The organism is Thalassolituus marinus (genome assembly GCF_020320395.1).
Classification (GTDB): Bacteria; Pseudomonadota; Gammaproteobacteria; order Pseudomonadales; family Oceanobacteraceae; genus Venatoribacter; species Venatoribacter marinus.
Map to the genome: position 1 here is coordinate 87,345 of NZ_JAEDAH010000105.1, position 22,822 is coordinate 110,166.

The 22,822-nt window shown below is 49.9% G+C and carries 24 protein-coding genes; 13 read left to right on the top strand and 11 right to left on the bottom strand.

Annotated elements, in window-relative coordinates:
- Positions 1-397: 397 nt before the first annotated feature.
- From I9W95_RS17665 to I9W95_RS17675, 3 genes are all read right to left on the bottom strand, one after another.
- Entirely contained in the window at positions 398-1,258 is an 861-nt protein-coding gene (locus tag I9W95_RS17665) for a hypothetical protein (RefSeq protein WP_225677321.1), read from the bottom strand.
- A gap of 1,422 nt (positions 1,259-2,680) precedes the next feature.
- Positions 2,681-3,295 carry a hypothetical protein gene (locus tag I9W95_RS17670; RefSeq protein ID WP_225677324.1) on the bottom strand — a complete coding sequence of 205 codons (615 nt, stop codon included), beginning with the start codon at positions 3,293-3,295 and terminating at the stop codon, positions 2,681-2,683.
- 715 nt (positions 3,296-4,010) lie between these two features.
- Positions 4,011-4,154, bottom strand: coding sequence for a hypothetical protein (locus tag I9W95_RS17675; protein WP_225677326.1), 144 nt, complete (start codon positions 4,152-4,154; stop codon positions 4,011-4,013).
- A 1,308-nt stretch (positions 4,155-5,462) separates the two neighbouring features.
- Between I9W95_RS17675 and I9W95_RS17680 the strand changes: the two genes are divergently transcribed.
- The 4 genes from I9W95_RS17680 (at position 5,463) to ssb (ending at position 8,368) form a co-directional block, all read left to right on the top strand.
- Complete coding sequence (locus tag I9W95_RS17680) at positions 5,463-5,831, top strand: hypothetical protein (RefSeq protein WP_225677328.1); 369 nt, start codon at positions 5,463-5,465, stop codon at positions 5,829-5,831.
- Complete coding sequence (locus I9W95_RS17685) at positions 5,831-6,364, top strand: hypothetical protein (protein WP_225677330.1); 534 nt, start codon at positions 5,831-5,833, stop codon at positions 6,362-6,364. Before I9W95_RS17680 ends, I9W95_RS17685 begins: the two co-directional genes overlap by 1 nt.
- Before the next feature lie 25 nt (positions 6,365-6,389).
- Entirely contained in the window at positions 6,390-7,397 is a 1,008-nt protein-coding gene (locus tag I9W95_RS17690; RefSeq protein ID WP_225677332.1) for a ParB/RepB/Spo0J family partition protein, read from the top strand.
- Positions 7,398-7,915: 518 nt separating this feature from the next.
- Positions 7,916-8,368 carry a single-stranded DNA-binding protein gene (gene ssb / locus I9W95_RS17695; protein ID WP_225677333.1) on the top strand — a complete coding sequence of 151 codons (453 nt, stop codon included), beginning with the start codon at positions 7,916-7,918 and terminating at the stop codon, positions 8,366-8,368.
- A gap of 62 nt (positions 8,369-8,430) precedes the next feature.
- On the opposite strand, the gene I9W95_RS17700 is transcribed toward ssb, so the two are convergent.
- The gene (locus I9W95_RS17700; protein ID WP_225677335.1) at positions 8,431-8,733 is read right to left on the bottom strand and encodes a hypothetical protein; all 303 of its coding nucleotides are present in this window, start codon (positions 8,731-8,733) and stop codon (positions 8,431-8,433) included.
- Positions 8,734-8,896: 163 nt separating this feature from the next.
- Between I9W95_RS17700 and I9W95_RS17705 the strand changes: the two genes are divergently transcribed.
- The 8 genes from I9W95_RS17705 (at position 8,897) to I9W95_RS17740 (ending at position 16,278) form a co-directional block, all read left to right on the top strand.
- Positions 8,897-9,682, top strand: coding sequence for a ParA family protein (locus tag I9W95_RS17705; RefSeq protein ID WP_225677336.1), 786 nt, complete (start codon positions 8,897-8,899; stop codon positions 9,680-9,682).
- A complete protein-coding gene (locus tag I9W95_RS17710; protein WP_225677338.1) occupies positions 9,679-10,782 on the top strand; it encodes a ParB/RepB/Spo0J family partition protein in 1,104 nt (367 codons plus the stop codon). The genes I9W95_RS17705 and I9W95_RS17710 overlap by 4 nt, the downstream gene beginning before the upstream one ends.
- The gene (locus I9W95_RS17715; protein WP_225677341.1) at positions 10,769-11,044 is read left to right on the top strand and encodes a helix-turn-helix domain-containing protein; all 276 of its coding nucleotides are present in this window, start codon (positions 10,769-10,771) and stop codon (positions 11,042-11,044) included. The genes I9W95_RS17710 and I9W95_RS17715 overlap by 14 nt, the downstream gene beginning before the upstream one ends.
- 1,059 nt (positions 11,045-12,103) lie before the next feature.
- Positions 12,104-13,657, top strand: coding sequence for a hypothetical protein (locus I9W95_RS17720; RefSeq protein ID WP_225677343.1), 1,554 nt, complete (start codon positions 12,104-12,106; stop codon positions 13,655-13,657).
- Positions 13,658-13,665: 8 nt separating this feature from the next.
- Positions 13,666-14,232, top strand: a complete 567-nt coding sequence (locus tag I9W95_RS17725; RefSeq protein ID WP_225677344.1) for a DnaT-like ssDNA-binding domain-containing protein — start codon at positions 13,666-13,668, stop codon at positions 14,230-14,232.
- Positions 14,205-15,089, top strand: a complete 885-nt coding sequence (locus I9W95_RS17730) for an SH3 domain-containing protein (RefSeq protein ID WP_225677346.1) — start codon at positions 14,205-14,207, stop codon at positions 15,087-15,089. Before I9W95_RS17725 ends, I9W95_RS17730 begins: the two co-directional genes overlap by 28 nt.
- A 44-nt stretch (positions 15,090-15,133) precedes the next feature.
- Positions 15,134-15,574 carry a hypothetical protein gene (locus I9W95_RS17735; RefSeq protein ID WP_225677348.1) on the top strand — a complete coding sequence of 147 codons (441 nt, stop codon included), beginning with the start codon at positions 15,134-15,136 and terminating at the stop codon, positions 15,572-15,574.
- A gap of 65 nt (positions 15,575-15,639) precedes the next feature.
- Positions 15,640-16,278 (top strand): hypothetical protein, encoded by a 639-nt coding sequence (locus I9W95_RS17740; RefSeq protein WP_225677350.1) that lies wholly within the window; start codon positions 15,640-15,642, stop codon positions 16,276-16,278.
- Between the two features lie 364 nt (positions 16,279-16,642).
- Here the strand turns inward: I9W95_RS17740 and I9W95_RS17745 are convergent, their stop codons facing one another.
- Positions 16,643-16,912, bottom strand: coding sequence for a hypothetical protein (locus tag I9W95_RS17745; RefSeq protein WP_225677352.1), 270 nt, complete (start codon positions 16,910-16,912; stop codon positions 16,643-16,645).
- A gap of 168 nt (positions 16,913-17,080) precedes the next feature.
- On the opposite strand from I9W95_RS17745, the gene I9W95_RS17750 reads away from it, so the two are divergent.
- Complete coding sequence (locus I9W95_RS17750; RefSeq protein ID WP_225677353.1) at positions 17,081-17,428, top strand: hypothetical protein; 348 nt, start codon at positions 17,081-17,083, stop codon at positions 17,426-17,428.
- A gap of 116 nt (positions 17,429-17,544) precedes the next feature.
- On the opposite strand, the gene I9W95_RS17755 is transcribed toward I9W95_RS17750, so the two are convergent.
- The 6 genes from I9W95_RS17755 to I9W95_RS17780 form a co-directional block, all read right to left on the bottom strand.
- Complete coding sequence (locus I9W95_RS17755) at positions 17,545-18,087, bottom strand: hypothetical protein (RefSeq protein ID WP_225677355.1); 543 nt, start codon at positions 18,085-18,087, stop codon at positions 17,545-17,547.
- Positions 18,088-18,561: 474 nt separating this feature from the next.
- The gene (locus I9W95_RS17760; RefSeq protein ID WP_225677456.1) at positions 18,562-19,494 is read right to left on the bottom strand and encodes a M41 family metallopeptidase; all 933 of its coding nucleotides are present in this window, start codon (positions 19,492-19,494) and stop codon (positions 18,562-18,564) included.
- Between the two features lie 253 nt (positions 19,495-19,747).
- On the bottom strand, positions 19,748-20,500 hold the full coding sequence (locus tag I9W95_RS17765; RefSeq protein WP_225677357.1) for a nucleoside/nucleotide kinase family protein: 753 nt from the start codon (positions 20,498-20,500) through the stop codon (positions 19,748-19,750).
- Positions 20,500-20,763, bottom strand: a complete 264-nt coding sequence (locus I9W95_RS17770; protein ID WP_225677359.1) for a hypothetical protein — start codon at positions 20,761-20,763, stop codon at positions 20,500-20,502. Before I9W95_RS17770 ends, I9W95_RS17765 begins: the two co-directional genes overlap by 1 nt.
- A 7-nt stretch (positions 20,764-20,770) precedes the next feature.
- Entirely contained in the window at positions 20,771-21,409 is a 639-nt protein-coding gene (locus I9W95_RS17775) for a hypothetical protein (protein WP_225677361.1), read from the bottom strand.
- 31 nt (positions 21,410-21,440) lie between these two features.
- Positions 21,441-22,820 carry a DNA primase gene (locus I9W95_RS17780; protein WP_225677363.1) on the bottom strand — a complete coding sequence of 460 codons (1,380 nt, stop codon included), beginning with the start codon at positions 22,818-22,820 and terminating at the stop codon, positions 21,441-21,443.
- Between the last annotated feature and the right edge of the window lie 2 nt (positions 22,821-22,822).

Genomic DNA, 22,822 nt, shown 5'->3' on the forward strand with positions numbered 1-22,822 from the left:
ATCCGCGACCGCAAGTCTTTCATTTTAAGACGGACGACGTGACGGCGTTTTATTTTCAATATACGAGCCAGGCGTTCCCTTTCCTCATCTAAGCAGGAAGACGCATCCTCTTTCGCTGCTTGGGATTTGATTATTGATTCGACCCTATCAAAAGCTTCAGAAATCTGATCCTCATGATAAAGCCTTATGCTAAGCAGTAGTTCGTTAACATCCACGGGATAATCGATAGACTGCTGCCGAATTAGAGAATCCCGAGACACGGCCTTAGCTTCTGCCAAAAGATCAGAAATCTGAGACAGTGCGCCAGGACTACCCTTCGTCCCTTCCAGGTACAGCCTAACCGTGGTCAGGCCAGAGAGTATTCGACTAGCGTCATCCAGATCAAACCCCGACATGGCTAGCGACCAACATCCCGCATGATGACATCCAACTGATCGTGCGCAAACTCAACGAGCGGAGCAAAATCATAGGCTGCAACACTAACAGACCACTGAAGATCATCAAGCAAGGTCACCTTCTCAAACTGCTTTTCATTATGAGCCGCCATAATTTGCTCGGACAATTCCTCGGTAAGCGAATCTCCGATCTTAGATATTTCGTAAATTGTCTTTCCGAGCGGAGCCAAATTCTCAACGCCATCCATATCATGGACAATAACAACTGGCAGCTTCCATTTTTTAGCCAAAGACACAGCTTGCCGGAAGCGACGCACAAGCGAAGGATCATCGATTGACTTAGCTTTTTTCGAGCGAACCCGGTTCAGAGCAATGAAACATTTCGCCAGAAGCTTATCCCCACCCGGCGAACTAGAAATTTCAGCCAGAGTCTTCTCGGCATTCAGCACACCCATTCTGTTGTCAGATATCGGAATGCAAACCGCGTCAATAACTGAAGCACGAGCAGCCAATCGCGAAAGCTCTTTGATTACGATGGTCGCAGTTCGATTACCTCCGACATCAACAATCAGACCCTCTGCATCAAGCGGTATTGCATCAGCAACTGATCGCGCGTACTCATCCGGATCACTTCCCAAAACCACTTGGCTAGCCTTGATAGCAGATCGATCAGCACCAGACAGCCAGGAAGAATCCAAGTTCTCATCATCAAGCTCCACAATCTTCGCAACACCAAAGCGTGCAAGGTTATAAGTGGCAAGAATCTGCTGCGATATAAGACTTTTTCCTGTCCCGCCTTTAGTGCTCAGTACAAGAATGTTGGGTGCCCGACGAATCTCAGGCTGTTTGTTTTTAGATGACATGTTCATCCCTCACTCAAATTGTGTGCTAAGTAATCATCAACCATCGAGGTGGTTTCTCGTGGTCTGGTCTTCGTAGTTTTCTTTTTGGGGTTGGAGCGAGGCTTAGTCGATTTACCAGAGCCTTTAGAGGGGGGACTTGCATGATCCGAACGAGGCGAATCAGGTTTTTTGCCTTCGACGGTTGCTTGTCGTGGGCGGCTTCCGCAAAACCTATGAGGGTAATTTTTGGCATAGGCCGTAGGAAACTGATCTCGAAGGTATCGAGAAAGAGTGCTCTTGTGAACGTTGATCCCAACTTCTGCGAGAACCATTACCATCGTGGATAAAGGGACCGCATCCTCAACAAACGCACTTAACTGATCAATCCTCTTATCCAAGAGGTCAGTCTTAGTTTCCTTAGAAAACCTCCCTTCTAACCGCAACCGCTGGAGAACATCTCCAAGAGTTGAATCGGCCATCGTGGTGCCTTCTACATTGATTACGTGGGGTTAATTCCCAACACGCACACACACTTTATCACATGATGAATGAATGTTGCACCGGGTGTTGAAAGATACGTCGCCATAGTGTTGCATGCCCGTTGCAAGGAGTGTTGCAGAGAGTACCTTTAGATGTTGCCTGGTGTTGCAAGTGCTGTTGCTCCGCGCTGTATCTCAAACGCTCAAATCCTCGCCCAACGTGCCGTAAATTCCCCGCAAAACCGCATCACAAAAGGAAATAGCCGAGTGAAATCCCAAAGGTGGGAAATTACCGGTAAAAACCCGTTAGATAATGAAACTGGTTTCATCCAATGGCGAAGCAATCCAATGCCGACAAAGGAGGCATTACGGCGCTCAAATCTAGCAGCCGGAGTAACAGGTTTGACTGAGTCGGGCGAGAGACGTATCCTATAGTTGTGTGATTGAGTTTTGGGGAGAGCCCCGACGGGTACTGCCCAAAGCTTTATCGCCCACCGGTCATCCTTGAGTTTCCTTGTTGAATCTCACTTTATTACCCCACCCAAGAGGGCACAGTCCTCTTGGATCTGGTGCCCTCCAGACCGGAGAGCACCTCATGAGCTTATCTATAACCCAATACGCTTTTGTCATCACTTTGGCAGAAGTGATCATTATGGCTTTTGCTGTATAACCTCCGCGCATCTGCAAAGAAGCGCCCTCAGTGTCGGATTGCCCTTCTTACACTGATAACTAACAGCCCGTCTCCTTGGAGTCGGGTTGTCCCCTAAGCTTGCTTGACCTTTCTCTTTGTAAGCTGGCTTAGGGGGCAATCCGACAAAGAGGAAATTAAGATGAGCTACGTTGTAAGAAATTACACTACGCATTTGATGCTGATTGTAGTTGGCGAGCTGATTGTCTTCTCGTTCGCTATATGAAGTATCAACAGGCCTCGCAAGAGGCCTGTTTTATTTCCAGCCTCTGAAAATCACTTCTTCGTCCGTGGCGTCATAAGCTTACTGAGCAAACGATCCACCTGCCCTAAATTCTCAATGACAAATTCCACCTTCCCGTTCTGCGACTCACTCTTCGACGTCCCGGCAATAAGCTCCAGCAGCCTCTCAATCTCCCCTACCGTCCCAAATTTAAAGCGCAGCGTCCCTTGCGTCATGGTTTGATCTGACGGATCGAATTCCATCAGAACACCGGACCGCTCGGTCACTATTCTCTCCAGCCTTTTAACATCCGGAGATTTATCCACCACGCCCTTCTGTTTCGCGGCCCTCTTAGGGTGTGCAGCTTCATATAACTGCTTATAAGACCAGCCAAGGCGGAAGCACGAATTACATAAGCGAATTTGCTCAAGCCGATCTAAAGCCGCCAAGGTTCTGGCTTGAGCTCCGCTTATTTTCCCGAGCTTAAGATAGAGCATCACATTGGGGTCGAGATTATTAAGGCGTAAAAGATTGGTGATCACCGGGCGCGACTTCCCTGCCATGCGGGCTATCTGAATGTCTGGCAAATTAAACCACTCCTTAACCTCCCGAAGAGCATCGGCATGGTGCCCAGCGGTAGCCCCAGGCCAATCCATGATCGTGCTCACGAGTACGCTTGCAGCCTCCTCCTTGTAGAGAATTCTGACCTTGATATTCCCGCCCTGGTACGCAGTAAAGAAAGCGTCAACCTCTCGTGGGGGTGTCAGGAGGAGCCAGCGCCCCCCTCTGTCACTGCACACACACACCGTATGGGTTACCCCTCCAAGATCCCTAACGCGCTCAACCAGATCATCCAAGGCTCTCGGGTCTTTATCGCAGGACTCCATCGCAAATAGCGCAGGGTGCCAGCTGTAGTCCGCTTTCTGTATGTCAAATAGTTCCAATGGCAGATCACTCTAAAATAGCCCCTCATCATGCATGACAGGCCGCACAAAGATCTTGCGAACCCCAGACCACACAAAGCCAGCGGCCATGCGGGCATCAGGCTCTTAGTAATTCCGATCCATTTAATGCAATAAGGACCGACTTCCTACATTGAGTAATAGAATCATAGAAAGTGTTTCGCGCGAAACACTTTCTACAGATACCGGACGCTAAATAAATCATGACCGACTAAGCCAGGGCGCAACCATCTGCTTTCACCGGGCTACAACCTCAGCAACCAAGCCCATTGAAAAGCCAACCATTCAAAGGGGCAGTATTAATCCCCACGGATATCCTCAGGGCTGATTGTAAGATCAAGGATCTCATCCCAATCCCCCGGCTCCGCAAGCTTGCTTATAAATCCCACGCGCATCTCAATAGTCGGCCTTCCGATCCGCATCAGATATGCAGCAGCACCCGCACACATAGCTTCATCGCCCCGCTCTCGGTAAACACCCTCTGGCGACGACCATGCAGTACCATCCCCATAGTGAACTGTTTTATGGCACCGAAAAGGCGCTGCATCGTTAGAAACCAACGCATCAGCTATTTGCCGGAGTCTGCCAGGAGCCAGACGGATCGCACTCTCATCGTTTCGGAAAGGGCAATTTGAGCAGTGCCTTTTTAGGCGCAGCGGATTACGCATCTCCATTCTCAACACCAAAGATCAAAGGAAGTTTTTAACATGTTAAAATCGGGCGCTCAGCAAACCCACAAATCACAGCCCTCGAATAACGGGCGGGTAAGACCCAGGACCGTCATCCCCAGCACACCACATCACCCAGGGAGGCACTGACGCCCAGTCAGATGATACGGAGCTGTAGGTCGATCCTCTGCCCAGCGACGGTCCGGGCATGGCCGGATGAAAGCGGCATGAAGCGACTGATCCAACATCAGGAGAATATGCTCGCGGGTGATAGCACACCCATCGATCGACAACGGTGCGGAATGCAAAGGCAGCAATAGATCCTGGGCGACAGCCCCGTCATTGTCGTGACTAACCACTCGCACCAAGCCAGTTAGAGATGCTTTACACACCAGAGGCCTCCGATCAAAGCGTAAGTCATCACCACCAGAATCCGAGCTAACGATTACACGAAGCGGCTGCACCATCGCCTTCTCAGCACCATAAAACACAAGTCGCTTCCGGAAGATAGTTTCGACCTCTCGTCGATCAGTATCGTTTTGCCAGTACTCATCTTGCGACCAATCGAAATAGTAAGCCTCTGAAGGGATTGCTTCCGGCAGGCGCTCGCCGTTCAAGCGCACCGGTCCAAGAACATCAATAAGACGAGCAGGTCTTGAGCTAACACCCCGTATGCCATACCCATCCTTCCAGACAAGTAGCTCCTCAGGCGTTGCGACCTCTCGACGCAACGAATCCCTAACTGCGCCCTGGTCATACTCAGGGTGCGATGCGCATCCGGAAATCAATATCGCCACAGACGCAAAGACAGCCAGAATTGGTCCATTCATGATTCTCATCCAAGCCAATCGAATTCTTCAAATTGCCACACTCGCCCGTCCCGTCAAGTTGCGAAGAAGACTCACCTTGCGATAACCTATAGGCTGGGAGGCACATTGCATCCTTCATCGACTGAAAGACTGGTCGTAATTTTAACATGTTAAAATTGAGGCCATCGAACCAGCAGCAGAAACCACACCAAACGACTGCGCTCCATCCACCTGATTTCGGCAATTGGAATCAGGACACTTGCAGCTCAAAGGGCACCAGCCCTCCTCCACCATCGCTCCGCCCTTCTTTTTAACATGTTAAAAAAACGCACCTTCGTTGACGCGTTCAAAAAGCATGCTTGGCTAAGTCACACGTTTTATTCGACCGAGGTAGTAATGAACGAGTTACACGCACTCACTGCGGGTAAGAAGAAATGCATCATCGCAAACAACAAGCTACTGATCACAAATCAGCAGTTGTCAGATGCGGACATGGGATGCGCCGAAGATATCCTGCAATCCCTGTACGGCGAAATCCATCACTCCGATGCAGCCGACGCAGCAACGGATACATGGGAACAGTGGATGGCGAAAATGGTGATTGCAGGACTGATTGATACCAGGGTTGACGGATCAGAATCTCATGAGAAAACGGAAGAAGCTGAAGCAACCGTGAAACTGGAAAGCGCGATCCTGTACCTGCAGGTGAGCGATAAAGGACACGTACAAATCAGCATCAAACACCACGTTAAGGAAGCAAGCTGATGGCTGAATCAATCTCAACCGGGAAAACATTTTCAAAGGCAGATGCAAATGCCGCTGGCTGGAAACTGGATCTGCTGAAGAACTCTGATCCATTTGCATGCCACATGTTTTACTTCATGGATTACCGCACAGGACACGAGCGCGTCATTGGCGTACCCATGGAAAGCTTTAACAATGCAAAGCCCATTGCCGAGCCTGCAATCGCGTCCGCTGTACTTTGCGAGCTTCTGCTTGTCACTGCATCCGGAGCCGCAGACGCTCAGATTGAAGCCAAGCTGGCCCATGCCGCTGTCCATTACGCTAAAGCCACTCGATCCTACGACATCTGGACTCGTGGCCAGCCCAAATCAACACGCCTGCATTGCCTGTTCAACGTATACCCAGATAAGCAGAACCCTCGCGGCGCAACTGTTCGCCCTGTGATGTTCGGCGACATCAGTGCCGTTACCGATTACGAGAAAGTCGTCGGCATGTCTGTACACGTCAAAGAACTGGATGCCAAAAGCGCGTCCTTCGCCCACTGCCAATTCTGAAATAACGCACATCGGAGATAACGCCATGACTGCGAAGACTGCAAACTCTCTCAAGGCACTCAACATCGGCAACTCCGATGTTGCTAAAACTGACTTGTTTAAAATCAGCCCGCATCTTCTCGTTGAAGAAGATGGATTCAACACGCGCGGCCTTTACTGCAACAACTACTGGGAGCGTCCTGAAGTCAAAGAGCGGTTGATGGCCTTGGCCGAAGCCTACAAACGCGGCGACTACATCCCACCAATTGTTGTTAAGGTTAAGGATGGACAAGCCCTCATCCGCGACGGCCACCGCCGAAATCGCGCACTGAAGATCGCCATCAATGAGCTTGGTGCAGATATTCGCAAAATTGAGGTTCTGGAACACAAAGGGGATGAGGCAACACAAACCCTGCTCATCGCCACATCAAACGATGGAGCTCCTCTTTCCGTCCTGGAGCGCGCTGAGGTTTACTGCCGCTTGTCTGCCTGGGGATGGAGTGACGCCGAAATCGCAAGCCGTACCGGACGCACACCAGAGCACGTGCGCCAGCTCCGCAAACACATGGAGCTGCCAATGGAAATTAAAATGCTCATCCAGCAAGATGTTGTTGCCGCGACATATGCACAAGAGCTCTTTGACGAACACGGAACCTTTGCGGTCAAAATGATCAAGGACGTAGCCGCCAGCGTAAATAAAGGGGCAAACGAAACTGGGTCTGATACTATCTCTAAACCCAAGCGCGTTACCAAAAAGGCCGTTGCTCAAAGTGTCTTCGAGCCTGCCAAAAAGCCACGTCTCGATAAGAAGACCACGATCGCACTCTCCCAAGGGTTTCGCCGCCTGACCAGTCACCTCGATCATGTGAAGCCATCGGATGACGGCAGCAAGTATCTGCTGGAGATTGATCGGGACGAGCTTGAGATGCTGCAGGAGCTGCGTGAAAAGCTGGCAAACATTCAACTGCCTGATGACGCCTCAGAAGCCGACAGCGCGGAGAGCGGCGATAGCAAGAATCAACAGGCGCTCGATCTCGAAGAATCTGTTGCATGAAACAGGACGCACCAGCTTCCATGGACCAGAAAGAAGAATTCAGCACCCTACCGGGCCTTCTGGCTCGGGCAGAACGATTCCTGAAAGAGCAAGGATGCTCTGTCGTTCTGCACTCCCCATTCCACTACCAAGGCGCACCAGCAGACATATCCGGCTGGAAAGCGGGGGTTGTAATCACCGTGTGCATTTTGACGTATCACGAACGCCCAAGCATCCAGCTGAGAACGTTCGAGCAACACATAAAACCCAGAACCACCCTGCTTTACCTACTACCTGTTTCAGCGGAACTTATCGGGTCTTTTGGAGCAGGGGAGTGGGGTACTTTGGAAGCGATCGGTGACACAGTCACTATCAGGAATGCAGCACCTCAGATAACGTCAGAGCCATTACCATCTTCGAGCCTGCATTACCTGAGAAGCGCATTATCCAGCATGGTTAAGGGTGGCCTATTCAACTCCGCTGATGGCAAATCATCCGACCAGCAAAACCAAACATTCGAAGATTAGAGCGAGGAATTCATGGGACGCAGCGTCAACAAGGTCACACTCATTGGTAAGCTTGGCAGAGATCCTGATATCCGCTACATGCCAAACGGCAACGCAGTAGCCAACCTCACGATCGCGACGGCTGAGAGCTACACAGATCGTCAGACGGGTCAGAAGGTTGATCAAACAGAATGGCACCGGGTAGTTGCATATGAGCGCCTGGCTGAAATCATCCAGCAGTATGTGAAAAAAGGGGCTCAGGTTTATGTTGAGGGACGACTAAAGACCAGGGAGTGGGAAAAAGATGGGATCAAGCGCTACACGACTGAAATTGTTTGCACAGAACTACTGATGCTCGATAGCCGCCCACAGCCTCCCATGCAGCCTGCTCAGAACACAGCAGGGCAGGGCGGTCATTACCAGCAGCCAGCCCCAACACCAGAGCCAGCTGCGCATTTCGGGGGCTACGGACAGCACAGACGCTGACCCCATTTTTAACATGTTAAAAAAGAGCCCGGACATGCCGGGCTCTTTTTTAGATCAGCATCCTAATTCTTAACAGACTGCCAAATCGCGTTGTCCATTCGACCACCAAACGTATGAGTCGGACGAACACACTCATCGTCACGCAACTTAGCTCGGCCTCCTATCTGATAGACCTCCCCGGCAGACACGCAAAAGTTACGAAGATCAAAGCACTCGCCAGCAACAATCTGCCAGTTGTCCACAGAACCACTCCGATTGGCTTCTGCACACTGAAGATTAGTGGCAGGCTTTGCCTTCTCTTCCGCATTACTTCCCGCAGCCAGAACCAAAGCAAATCCAACAACCACAAAATTAACCAATTTCATAAAACCATCCTTTTTTGATTTCGTCAGGTCTGATGCGACCACCAACAAACAATATCAAAAAATGATACTGCATCAATATCTAATTTTATTGGATTAGAACTACAGTCCTTGCTATATCAAAAAATGATCCTTAGACTGTTGGAAAAATTACTAGGGACGCACCATGACCAAAATCATCGCGATCGCTTCACAGAAGGGCGGAGTGGGCAAGACAACCATCAGCCTGCAAACCGCTTATTACATCAGCGAAAAGCTCGACAAGTCTGTGCTGATCATTGATATGGATATGCAGGGGAACACCTCATCCTGCATAGCGTTGCCAGATCCGGACACCGACGAAAATGACTTCGGCGACACCACAAAAGCCGCTGATCTTTTTCAGCCCAATCTTGCCGAGATTAAGCTCTATCAGCGCCCTGGATCTAAAATCAGTCTGATCCACACCCCTAAAAACTGCCCCAACATGGCAGAGGCGGAACGTCTGCGCATGGATGATGTTCTTCGCCCACGCGAATACGTCCGTCAGCTGGCAAAAGACTTTGATTACGTGCTGGTAGATTGCCCACCCTCTCTGGGTCACGCCCTGATCGCAGGCCTGACCATGGCAACGCACGTTGTCTGCCCTGTTAAGCTGAGTGGTTTCGCTCTGACAGGCTTAGAGGGCCTTCTCCGGACCATCATCGGCGTTCGCGACGAATACAACCCTAATCTGAACATTGTCGGCATCGTGGTTAACGACATGGACACCAAAAGCGTCAGCCACGCCAAGGCTTATGAGAAGCTGATGAGCGGTCTTGGCGAACTCGTGCTCGAAAACAAGATCATGCACCGCCCGCCATTAGACACTGCGACAAGCGAGGGTATGCCCGTGTGGTCCTACCACTATGCCCATGTGGCCGCCAAAGAAGTGATGGCTACGATTGAAGAAATTCTGGAGAAAGCCGTATGACAGGCAAAAGCTCATTTGGAAATATGGCCTCAATCAGCAGCCTGGTAAATCAGGCCCGAGTGAATCCGGGCAAGGTGTTGAAAGAGATCGCCCTGGATGAAATCGCAACCAAGAAACAACTCCGGACACGCTTCAAGGGGATCGATGAACTCGCCCAGTCTCTGAAGTCCGTTGGCCAGCAGCAGCCCATCGTTGTGTCGCCAAAAAACTCTGATGGCAAATACGTCATTCAGAAGGGTGAGCGCCGGTATCGTGCAGCTATTAAAGCGGGACTCGCAACTCTGGACTGCATCGTGCGCGAACCAAACAGCGATGCGGCAAAAGAGCTCATTGCCGAAATGGCAGAAAACGTTCAGCGGGAGAACTACCACCCACTGGAAATTGCCATGGGCATTCAGTCTCTGATTGAAGAATTCGGTCTTAAGAAAGGCGAGGCGGCGGAGGCCCTGGGTAAAAGCCCTGCTTACATCACAACTCACCTGAAACTGCTGGAGCTCGATGAGGAAGGCCTGAAGCTGGTGGAAGACGAGGTGATCCGAGACATAATGTCATTAAATCACCTGGTATCAATCCAAAAGGTAGATCCCGAGTTGGCTCATGATCTTTGCGCATTGGCCCGTACAAAAGGGCTTAGCCGCAAGCAGCTCGAAGAGTATGTGAAGCAGCTCAAAGCTGGTGACGGTGAGCATCAGCCAACCTCAGCACCTGAAAAGCAGAGTGAAGATGCGGCTACCGTTGAAAGCACTATGTTCGACACTCAACACGAAAGTTTTGCCGACACCAACGAGAAAGACGATACCGATAAGAACGTTGTCGCCCCCCCTGCAACTGGCCAAACCACCAATACTGGTAAGACAAATAAGGAAAAGGGGGAGAGCAAGAGCCTTCCTCCTGAAGAGCCAAAGCCACAAGCAACGACTCTCCCGGCCACCGTGGTTTACGTGATCTGGAAATCACCGGAAGGCGAAGTTGAGGGCACGCTCGACCTCTCAACAGAATCCGATGAAGAGGGCAGGGTGACCATTCACATGGAGCACGGATCAGCTACCGTGGAGGCAGAATCCATTCAGATTAAGGCGATTAAGCGTGGCGCTGTCTAAGCTGATTGCTCGCAAATACCTGATCTTGAAAGCCCTGACAGAGCTTCGCAGGCCCAGTATCGACGATATTGCTGAACACTCGAAGCTCCCAAGGCCTACGATCAACCGTTACATCCGTAGTCTCCGCGAAGACTACGGCATGGATATCCAGTACATCCCTGGAGAGACTGGCGGCCACTACCGCATCATGGACTGGTGCGGCTTGAACCATGAAGAGTTCATGAAGCATTGCGCGAGGCACTACAAGGAGCTGCAGGACTGACTCTCAGCGTTGGGAATGACAAAGCAAAATCCCATTTACCCTTAAGTAGCCTTACAACCTGCATCGCTTGGGCATTTCTTGCACAATCATTCCGAGAAAAACTTAAGAACAATCCCAAAGAGACAGCCATCGACTGCGCGGCGAGAGATTGCGGCAACTCAGAAGGCAAAATAAAAAGGTAAACGAGACTCTAACAAGGTAAACGCGGGCCCAATCCATGACCCTCTCCCTCCACCCGGCACAACTTAACAAGGTAAACGGCGGAATAAGAAGGTAAATGAGGCCACAACAGTCAAAGGAAGCGAGCAGTTAATAAAGTAAACGCGAGCCCAGCCCATGGTCTTCTCCCCCCGTCCCGCACAACTTAACAAGGTAAATGTCAGAATAAGAAGGTAAATGAGAAAACAGTAAGGTAAATGACCGGGTAACAAAGTAAACGCGGTAATAGCAAGGTAAACGGGTGGATAGAAAGGTAAACAGGAAATTAAAAAGGTAAACCAGTAGATAAGAAGGTAAACCCCGATTTAAGAAGGTAAAAGGGGGAATAAAAAAGTAAATGCCGGAAAAGTAACGGTAAGTCTTTGTTTTTACAGAGTATTTCTGTTCACTATTAACTATACTGACGTTACTGACTGTAGAAACCAGTACTCACCTGTAGAAACTATCCTGTACCTGTACCGACATTACTGACTATACCCAGAATCAATCACTCACGAAAAACAGCATAAAAAACAATCATTTACCGCAAGCTAGCCTTACAACCGTATCGCCAGAAACTGATGAACAAGTGAACCTCCGCGAGAAAAGCCCGTTTACTACAACCTAGCCTTACAACCGAAGATTCAAAATCACTTGGACTGATGAGCGATACCCGCTCAGTCAGGATAAGGCTCCAGCCTCAGCAGAACACACTCTAAATCTCCGAACAGGAAGAAATTCCACTGCTGATCAACGACAAATCGCTTGCGCGACCTTCCCATTTACTATAGCTTGCCTTACAACTGTAACCTGTTAAGCGCTACTGCCTTACAACATCACTGGCAGGGAGACTTTTTAAGCATGGCTAATCCAACAGACGCCCTGACAAACGAAACGGTCATCATTGAACTGTCTGCCGTTGCGTATAATCAGCGCCCACTGGTGGAAGGTTTGACGACGATCACAAACGGGCTGCAAAGTTTTCTTCTCATATTGTTGGATATAGCCGGTGAGAATGGAGAAACAAAGCAAAAGGCCGGGTCTTACCTTGTAGGGCGATCACAAATACAGGACAAGCTCATCAAAGCAGGGCAGGGAGCATCCGATGCCTTGGTTTCCCGACGCCTCACAGAGCTCAGGAAAGCAAAAGTCTGCGCCATGGAGACGCAGATTCAAGAAAGTAAACGCGTCAACCACTATAAAATAGAGACTCTCGCCAGCCTTGCCCTCCTTCCTCCCATAAAGTCAAAAAAAGCAAGCGACGGGGGAAAGCAGCGTCGGCGGACAAAGACCATCATCAACGCTCAAAAAGAAATGTTTTCTAACGACAGGAAAGGCCTCCTTCTTTCCGGCCCGGAAGACATCATCTTTTTTAACCAGCAGCTATTCAACGGCATCCTGGACACCGCAATGCGCGTATCCAGCAAGGATGAGCGAAAATCCATATCCGTAACCTATAAAGTTCATGGTCACCCGCTGAGAATCACATCGTCGTGCAGCGCAAAAGAAGGTAGCGGTCTTCTGATGATGACCGATCAGCGAGCGATGCGCTGCATCATCTCCTACTGCAAGAAGCGCATTGAACATCTCAAGCTGAAACTGGCGGATCAGTATGGTGCTGGATTTGACAGACGTTTCATTCCAAACGTATTTCACATCGACATCCATGAGCTTTGCAGCCTCATGGGAATGCGCTGCGTTAACACCAACCTGGACATTGTTGTTGGCATGATGGAGAGGTTGAGCGACACAACATTCGAAGTTGATGCCAGCGACAACCCTTGGTTCATGAATACTTTCTCCATGTTCCTGCTGGCAAAGCAGACTGAAGATGATCAGCCTATTCGCTCTGATCGCTACAAAATTCAATTTCTGAACAACTTCGAAAGCGCGAGGGAAAACGACAGCCTGCCGGATCTCTTTGGGGATTCAATGGAGAACCTCCGCCCAAGGTATTACACGTTTTCGTTAGAGCAGCGTTTGTTTTACTCCTTGATCAGCGACGAAGCATTCAACCTATTTTTGAGTCATGAAGAACTGAGTACAGAGCGTAGCGGTATCGTTCAGCGCTTCTACAACTGGGCAAGAGCCTACATTTCAGGCCGGAACAAGCCTGGCGTTGAAAAGAAGTGGTTCACCCTTCATGAGATTCACGCAGCCTTAACCCCCGGCCATCGTCTCGACAACTTCAGAAACTACTTCCTATCAGCGCTCGAAAAATTTTCTGTCAGTGAAGACTGGAGTAGGAAGGAATCCGGAACGTCGCGAATATACGGCTATTACGTTAACTATAAGCGCGAGAACGGAGAGGACTACTTTCAAATCCAGCGCGATCGTGAAGACCCTATTGTTGGAGACAACTCCAGACACAATGTACTGCTCCGGCAAAAGCAGATCGATCTTCTGGAAGGCTAAGCAGAACAATGTATCGTCCAGGAAGAGACGTTGAGTTATCACTGAAACAGCTATTTGGAATGGGGCAAGGCCGGATCAATGATGCGCTTGACGCATACCGAAGCCATTTCCCGGAACCCCATTCTGATCAGTCTTTTATGAGTTTCTGCAAGGGACTGAATGCACCGGTAAATCAACCAACGATATCCGCAGAATGGACGCCCACAACGGTAGCCGTTGATGACCTGCCAATGTGTTTACTGGAAGGCGAATACCTGCCCATATTTAAACGCATTTACACGGGCAAACCGGTACGCAACGGTAATTATGACGAACTGTACCGTGAGTTCTGCAGAATGCGCTGGGCGTCAGACTCGCGCAATAAGGGGGCTACCGGCTCTACATTTATGACAATGGAATGGGAGCCATCCGAGTCGATCTTAGAAGAGATGGCTGAGGCTGGCGTGGACAACATCCCTTTTGTCATCGGTGAGTTTAAGTTGTTCTGGAAAGAGTGCGGTGCCCACCGAGCGAATTGGAATTCAATCCTGGAGGAACATATTAGCAGATGGACAAAAGCATCCAGAATATCTTGAATCCTCCTTGGATGGAGGCGATTCAGCGCTTACAGAATCAAATATCCCCTGCATTGCTCGCTGGCTTTGATTCCCCTACATTACAAGCCGCAAGAAAGTTAAGCGATGAAGTCGAGGCCGCTTATCGCCTTGTGAATAGCGCGAATACAATGAGATCAGCCATGGCTCTCGTTGCAAATGCGAGAATACCAACATTGCCCTCTATTGATCTGAATGCACTGAAAAGCGCCCAGGCAATGGTGGCGACCAGCACAATTGCGAAATCCTTACTGCCTCAGATGGAAATTCTAAAGCTGGTTGAGGAAGCAAAAACCCTGATGAGCGTCGTGCCCCTTGATGAGATTCAATCAGGCGAATGGGATGACGACCTGCAAGAAATACAGGCAGAAGGCCTCAGTTTCGAAAGCCTAAAATCAGAGGTTTCGAGTGATGCTCAGAGCTTTCAGGATTGGTCCCGCAGGGAAAAGGCTATTTTAATATTCTTCCTTACGATTATCGTGAACATACTGACAAACATCGGTAGCAGCTACATCTACGATGCAATCAAGGCAGAAAAAGAAATTCAGAAAGAACTATCAAGTAAAACCAGTGCAGCGGAAATCAGAGGTTATGCTAGGCATCCAAAAACTGGGATCGACAGGGATATATTGAAGAATTACCGGGTTACTACGGCGTCAAATCTAAATCTGAGAGATGCGCCGAGCTCTAAGGCCAATGTAATTGAATCCCTACCCATAGGGACAATGGTAGAAGTTCAGGATAGTTCAAATCGTTCCTGGCTGCTGGTTACCGTTGACGTCAATGGAATTACCACCGATGGCTGGATATCGCGTCGATACACCACCTATTTTAAGTAGTGAAAATACACAAAAAATTAGAAATACACTCAAAAGGAAAGAATGTGACACCAAACTATAAATCCCAGCGGATCGGCGTCGTAGTGTTCACGTCAGCATTCATCATCATTGGGGCTGCTGCGGTATTTTACGGAATTATTGCGTTTATCTCCTTCTGGATGAGGCATGATGAATTGCAACAACTCGGCGTCGGAGGGGCATCATCAATGGGTGCGTTATTGCCCATTGCTGTCGGGGGGATCTTTATTTTCTCTGGGATGTCGATCATGAGAAATAAGCTTCGCCAGCTTAGGTTGTTTGAAACCAAAACATACAGTGAATACATCAAGCTGAATCCACAGCAGATCAGGAATGGAAGGGTTGCATGCAACCGCTGCCAGTCGTCCGACGTTCGAACCAAAGCGTTGATGAATAAGACTTACCATCGAGAGCATTACTGTGGCCAGTGTGGTGCCACCTTGTACTACTCCCCCGAAGGCGTTTGATCTCAGGAATATTGACGCATAGAAAAAGAGTGAGACCTTATATGTAAATACAGAGGTCTCACCGCATGATCTTAGACAAACTTCGCTACAGAACCGACAACCCACAAGACGACCATCCCGGACTTGGGGAAAGCGATGCTCTCAAACCGTTGGACAAGACACGGATTCGGGCTCAACTAACATTCCTTGATCCAAACTCGATTACAGATCGGGAGAGGGCGGTACATATACTCCTCAGCCGAATTCGGGACTATTACAGTGTTGCTGGTTACGTCGGACCGGAGATGAGTAAGTATTCCGAGCTTGGATGCGTTCTGGGGGAATGGATTATTGAGCGTGGCTATCAACCATGGCGCGAAAAAGTCGTCCTAACCAACAACTACGCCTGGGCGAACCCTGAAAAAATATTCAAAAGAGCTCGATTCTTGTGCTTCCAGTCGGCGCTCCGGCTTGCCGCCTGGGAAGTAACAACGATCGTCCCTGAAAGCGAAGAGGCAATAAAACGAGCCTACTGGTGTGCCTACTCTTCATTAACCCAAATGACACCCCGCTGGCCCATGATCCGCAACCGATACGGGAGCAAACGAATGAGGATCATCCTGGAGACCAGGATGCGAGAGATAAGCCAGATGCAGCTGGTCGCAGGGAGCGCGGCCTGGCTCGGGTCGTTCAAGAGCATGAGCGACAAGAGAGGGGCTGCATAATGCCGGAAGAGATTCTTATCACAACCCTTCGGGAATGTTGCAATGATATTCTGAAAAATCAGGGTAGCTACCTGAGACTCACCGACTTTGTCCGGAGAAAAGAAAGAGCTGCACAGTTCAAAACGGCGACATTCACCAACGTTGTCGTAATATTCGAAATAACCGAAGTCATGAACGCAACTATTTTGGGGATCGTTCAGGTTATCGACATCCACAAGCCATTCCGGTGGATGATAGAGGGGCTCCCTGGACCAAATACCAGAAAGATTTACCACCACCAGGACAAAGAGGTTTCAGCCTCTTGTTGGCCGCCCTACAAAGCCGGGAAGCGCCAAACAACACCTCAGCGGAGCAAACGAGGAGGCTAGTCGAGTATTGTCATCCGAGATCCAGCTTCTATTTCCGACATCACCCTTGTTTCACCAGTGCTCGAATCGTGCGCAATAACCAAGGGAGAGGTCCGTCCATTTTTCAAAACCCAAAGCAGAGCCCGGAAAAAGAAGATTGCAGCTAGCACCACGACGGATGCCAGGAGGGCTAATGCAACCGCAAAACGCAACGAACCAGCATAATCAAGCGCAGGCAGAAATACACAAATAGCCACACAAAAAGCCGCCAGCAGGTAGTTCTTCATAGTCATCCCTCATGCAACGGAAATAATGATACACCCCAGCATCATTACCACCAACCAGCGCGAGAAACCCCCAGTCTTGGTTTACACGCACAAGAAAGGCTGCGAAGCTGAGGGTAGCGGACAAACCAATAGTGACACCGAAACTGGTAGAGAAGGGCAGCATTAATCATGAGTGTAGATCAGGCGAAAGCAGCATTAAAATCAGCAATAGAAAACCTTGAATCTGAATTGAGAAGAGATGCGGAAAGGAGTGACGGGAGTATCGCGCAAGAGCGTCGCCGGGAGGAACACATCGATCACTTACGGAGAAATGTAGACGCCCGTGAGCGAGAGTTAATTCAGCTGGTCGAAAAGGCGCTTAAATCAGCGAAAGACGACCTTGAATCTGAGCTGAGAAGAAATGCCGAAAGGAGCGATGGAAGCGAGGCGCAAGAACGCCGTCGAGAGGGTCATATCGATCACCTGCGCGAAAAAGTAGCAAGCTGGGAAGAAGAACTACAAAAGCTAAAAGGTTGACAGCCCAATAACACCATGGCACTCAGGGATATTGCTTGATGGCGACAAGCAGGCCTTAACATCGCCGCAGCAAGGCTCCTCGCACTTGCTGCGGCACCCAAAATAAACCATATCCGTCAGAAGCGAACAGAAAGAGAGAGGTTGTTATCTGTCAGCTCGAAGTCGCCCTCGTCGATCGTGCGCTTAGTGAGGTTTAATCGAGTCTCAATCATGGTTGTATCGGACCAGCGGAAGTCGAATCCCAACCAGCCAGAATACCCGTACCCGCCCTTATTGCTGATCGTGGCCGATGGCGTTTCAATTGTTCCATCAATCACCAGATGAACAGATCCACCATAGACGAAGTAGGTTGATGAGCTGGTCACAGGGATAGCAGCCTCAAAACCAACCGGGAAGTAAAGAGCACGAGATTTTCGCTCGACCCCACCAGAAGTACCGATGGCATCCTTCATTGACCACTGACCAAGCCCCGCCCATATGCTGTAGTCCTGCGCGGATGCCCTTGGATACCAGTATTTACCGATCCCATACTCGATGCTGAGATACTCATCATCGCCTGAGCCTGGGCTTGATTCAGCAGCCAAGGCACCCTGCAAATTAAGCCTGTGAAATTGGCCAGCAGCATTCTCAGACTCAACCGCGAACAGCAGTGATGTCATACGGCCTCCGCTTGTTGCGTCAGTCTCATAAACCGACTGTGAAGCACCCAGTGAAATATAGGCTTCAGAAGCCAAAACACTGCTCGTCGAGCACGTGAAAAGTAGTGCCAGTATATGGTTAGCTCGCATGCCGAGACTCCTCTGGTTGTATCTTGTGTTGAAATGGAAAATGGCGTCGCTCAATGGCAGAAACTCTGCGGACGTGGTCGTATGCGTTGATAAAAGGGAGGGGACCATAGTCTGGATCACCCATGTAAATTGGTGAAATTGATTCCGCTCTGAATCGACACTCACTGCAGATCGAGGTGAGAAGGGCAACTACAGATTCCAGCTCTTCTTCTGGAATATGCAGAACGGGAGGGATGTGGCAATCGCATGTGACACCGCCCACCCGGCGAACAATCAAGTCAGGAGGAAAGTCAAAGCCGGGAATAACCTCTTTGAGTCGCTTTAGAACTGAAGCCTCGGACTGGGTCATTTGATTTTCCTCCACCCTTTGAAATTCACATCTTCAGCTGTAAGGCGCGGCAAGTGATCACCTCTTTGAGCCTGCTTTATAAGCGAGACACACTGAACACGCGAAAGAACTCCAGTCGTTTGCAGCAAATCAGCAGTTTTGAAGATCAAGGCACGATTGGCCAAGATGAAATCCTGCAATACCGCACGATGCTCAGCCAGGAGACTCTGATAGCTTTCCCACCGAATGCTCGCCCCCTCATTCGAACGAGAGGAGGTCCAAGGGAAGGGGGTCAGTCCGTTAGCAAGAAGAGAGGTTGCTGTCTGATACCACGCATCTATGTCAGCGGATGCACCGGTATAGCGCTTCCCAATCAAGGCCTGGGTGGCAAGGTCGCCCGCCAGCAGCATTAGGCACTCCCATTCGAGGTACTCCTTGGATGGAAAAATCTGATGCTTCGACGAAGGAAATGTCTGAACGTAACCAGCGATGCCACTGATGCCGTTTGTGATCCGGGCAATCAGTCGCTTGGGAAGGTGATCTGTTGGGATACTGCAATGGAGCAGTAGGTGGCCAGCCTCATGGAGGGCAATAACCTTGCGGTGTTCTTGGCTAAACACCGGGACCATTGATTGGAAGTAGATGTTACCCTTTGGAAGAGCCTTTTTGGCTACAGCCTGGAGTATCGCAATGGAGGCAAAACCGAGGCACAGTCCCAGCGGAATTATGGCCAGATACGGGCGCTGCCAAATCTGCGGTATCAGCAGCAGAGCCACCCAGTAAGAAACCAGCGACGCCAGAAAGAATTGAAGTAGCGTCACCATAGAAGCGAGAGTTACACCAATTCTTTTGCCGGGAGCACTGAAGCGGCGCACATGCAAAGTGGTTTGGATAACTCCAATTGTCAGCAATATCGCTGGAGCAATAAAGGCGGCGTGATCTAAAGTCATTTTCAACACATATTTTTACACGTGAGGTATGATAACCTCCCCCGCATACGATTCAAAGAAGAGGATGATTATGCGACTGAAACTGCTTGCCGCGCTGACGGCGATTCTAGTTGTAACAGGATGCAGCAAGACTGCGCCAAGGAGATTGCTGAGTTTAAGGAATCAAATGAAGGAAAGTCGATGAAAAAACCCTACTTCATTGTACTTTCTGAAGAGTGCCAAGAGCAGTACCGGAACTCGCGATAGGCTGCGATTAGTGATAGAGAGCGACAAGGATGTCAGATACAAGATCATTCAGCTGATCTGTATTGCGAGGGGGCGATCTTAGAGGAAAGACCTCATGCAAAACTTTAAACACAAAGGCAAATTCTAAGAGATCAGGTTGCGGGGCCTTGTATTCAACCTCCGGATACACAGACGTCTCTCGCCTATCTAACACGTCTTGAATGACAGGTAATAGGTCGCCCGAGTCAGCGACAGCATAGTTAAAGTACCCATCCCATCCCGGCTCCACCGATATCGCCAGCGCGAGACGTTCTGCCAAATAATTTTTATCCAGCGAGGAGTCCATCATCCAGCGCTTGCACATTCGGTAAATGACGGTTGTAACAGGGGCGTCAACCCAGACAGATACAAGGTCAAATCCCATAGTCTGAGACTTCGATCGAAGCGCCGAAACACCAGCCGGAGTACACACATGGCACGCAATCAGCCCGGACGAGAGCGACTCCTGAAACTGATCGCAAGGAAGGCCGTAATGGTAACCAGCGAAGGAATCAAACTCAATTAGCGAGCCAGCACGCACCAATCTATCAAACTCCTCACTACCGACGTAATGGTAATCGAAACCAGGCAACTCCCCTGGTCGCATAGGGCGAGTCGTTATCGACACCAATGGGTAGAAAGACATCTGCGGTATCGCCTGAGCGATGTATGTTTTACCAGCTGTAGATATGCCGGTAACCGCAACAACCAGAGGGCGGAGCAAGGTCTTCTGCTGCATCATTATTTACTATTCGAAACCTTCCAGCCATTAACTGTAATGTCGTAGAGCCTGGCTTTGACCTCGCAATCGGGCATGGTCTTCCGTGCTTTAGCGATTTCTTGAAGAGTAACTCTGAATGAAGCACGATCCTCTTCGGTAGAACCCAGTTTGACGTGCGCCTCATCGGTAGAAGATATGTACACATCAATATAACGACTACATTCGTCGTCATAGGCCTGCGCATACGCACTAGATAATGCAAAAAACAAAAAAAGTATTTTCATAAGAACCTCAGGCAACACGATAAAAAGTCAGAAGACGCCGACGATCTGTTTCATTAGCCACCACAAAACGAATTCCGGTTTCAGGAATGCTGTAAACCTCACAAGGAATACCATCCTGCAAGGAGTCGTCAACCTTAAACGCCTGCCGAGCAAGAAGCTTCACTAAACGGGACAGCTTCGCCGTTGGTCCAAAGCGCTCACGGTAACGCTCCATGGCGTGCTCCGTTATCTCCAGGTCGCCAATTGACGTAGGTATGCGTGGACGGCCAACCCCGCGCCAGTCAAGGTTGTCGGTTGCGGGAGAAGAAACTAAAGACAGGGCAGCAGCGCAGCGCTTCGCTGTATTTTTGTGCGTGTCGATAGACAGCGTTGCATTCGACAGGGCGAGGGCTGCCAGTTCGGTTTTTGCAAAGCAGTCTGCGCCACGAAAGATCTTTTTGAGGCGTGCGGAGCTGGTTTCAATACTGCCAGCTTTGCCTGGATATCTGGCCAACAGAAGATCCAGCGCGAAAATCTCAGCCAGAATGGCGCGATCCTCTTTGGAGCCAATGGCGATTTTTATGACTCCACCCACGCTGGATGTGGCCATAGCCCACTGGATCTCACAGTAGGAATCTTGCTCAGTTGTATGGACGTAAAGAGTCATAGCATCTACCCGGTTAAGTCCCTGTATTCCATCATGATTCTGATATCTGTCCAGCGCCGTCACACTTAAATGTGATACGGGATTTGTCAGTGCTCAGTACGGAGGAATCATACCCGAAACTAGAGGCGAGCTCTTCTATTGCAGCAATGAACGCCTGATCCCTTGATGATAACTCCAGAAGAGGAATGCGCCGAGCGTGAGCCTTGGTAATTGAAGCCACCCGATCCGCCAGAATGTCGCGAAAGATACCGCTGGGAGCGCGATTGATGAAGTCTTCAAAGCGGCTCAATAATCGCATTAGATCCTCTGGGCGATCTCCATGACAATCGGACAGAGCCTCAATCTCCCTGGTGATGAAGTCCGAAAGCGGAGGGGCTGCATCAAGAAGAGCCTCCATATCCGCAGGAGAATGCGTACTTAGATACTCGTGCGGATCAACAGAGTCGAGGAGGGCGAAGCGGAAGGATATAGGTTTGTCGGTGTGACAAATCAGGTGCGTAGCTGCTGCCCAGGCGGCGCGCTTTCCAGCCTTGTCTCCATCAAACATGAAAACCAGATCATCAGAGAACTCGACGAGCGACGAAATGTGAGACTCGGTCAAAGCCGTACCCATCGTGCAAACTGAGTTATGAAAGCCAACCTGATCGAGCGCCATGACATCAAGGTAACCCTCTGTGACGATCAGCGTTTGCCCTCGACGGCACCTATGCATGTTGTAGAGAAGATCGCCCTTCTTAAAAAGCCGAGATTCAGGGCTATTCATGTACTTCCGGTCGCCATGAGATGGGTCGCCGAAAAGCCTGCCTGCGAAGCCAGCAAGCCCGCCATGGCGATCATGGATAGGAATGGTTAGCCTTCGCCGAAGTAAGTCCGATACCCCATGACCATCCATCTCCCTGACCAAGCCAACCTCTAACAACCCCTCAATTTGCTGGTGGCCGTACCGAGCCAGGCGGCTGCCGGGCGGGGCATAGCCTATGCCGAACTTCTCAATTACAGCAGCACAAAAGCCGCGAGAGGCCAGATACTCTTCTACGCCAGATTCAGGCAAGTTTTTCCTGAAGAAATACTGAGCGAGGCCAAGAGCCTCATCTGCCGGTGACTTTTTTTTGCGCGAAAGCTCAACCCCAGACAGTGATGCCAGATAGGCTAATGCCCCTTTGAAATCCACGCCATTGATCGCCATAACCAGCGCGAACATGTCATTCCCGTGTTTGCGCGATAGATCGCAATGCGAAAAGCACACAAAGGAACCACCGTCAGCCCCCTCATAAAAGCGGAAGGATGGGGTCGAATCGTCGTGCAATGGGCAGCAAATGTTCTTTTTGTATGTGGCAGCCTCAATCCCAAGCGACTGTGCAACCTTAACAATGTCGAGTCTGCTTTTGATGAGTTCAACAGGTGAGGTCATGG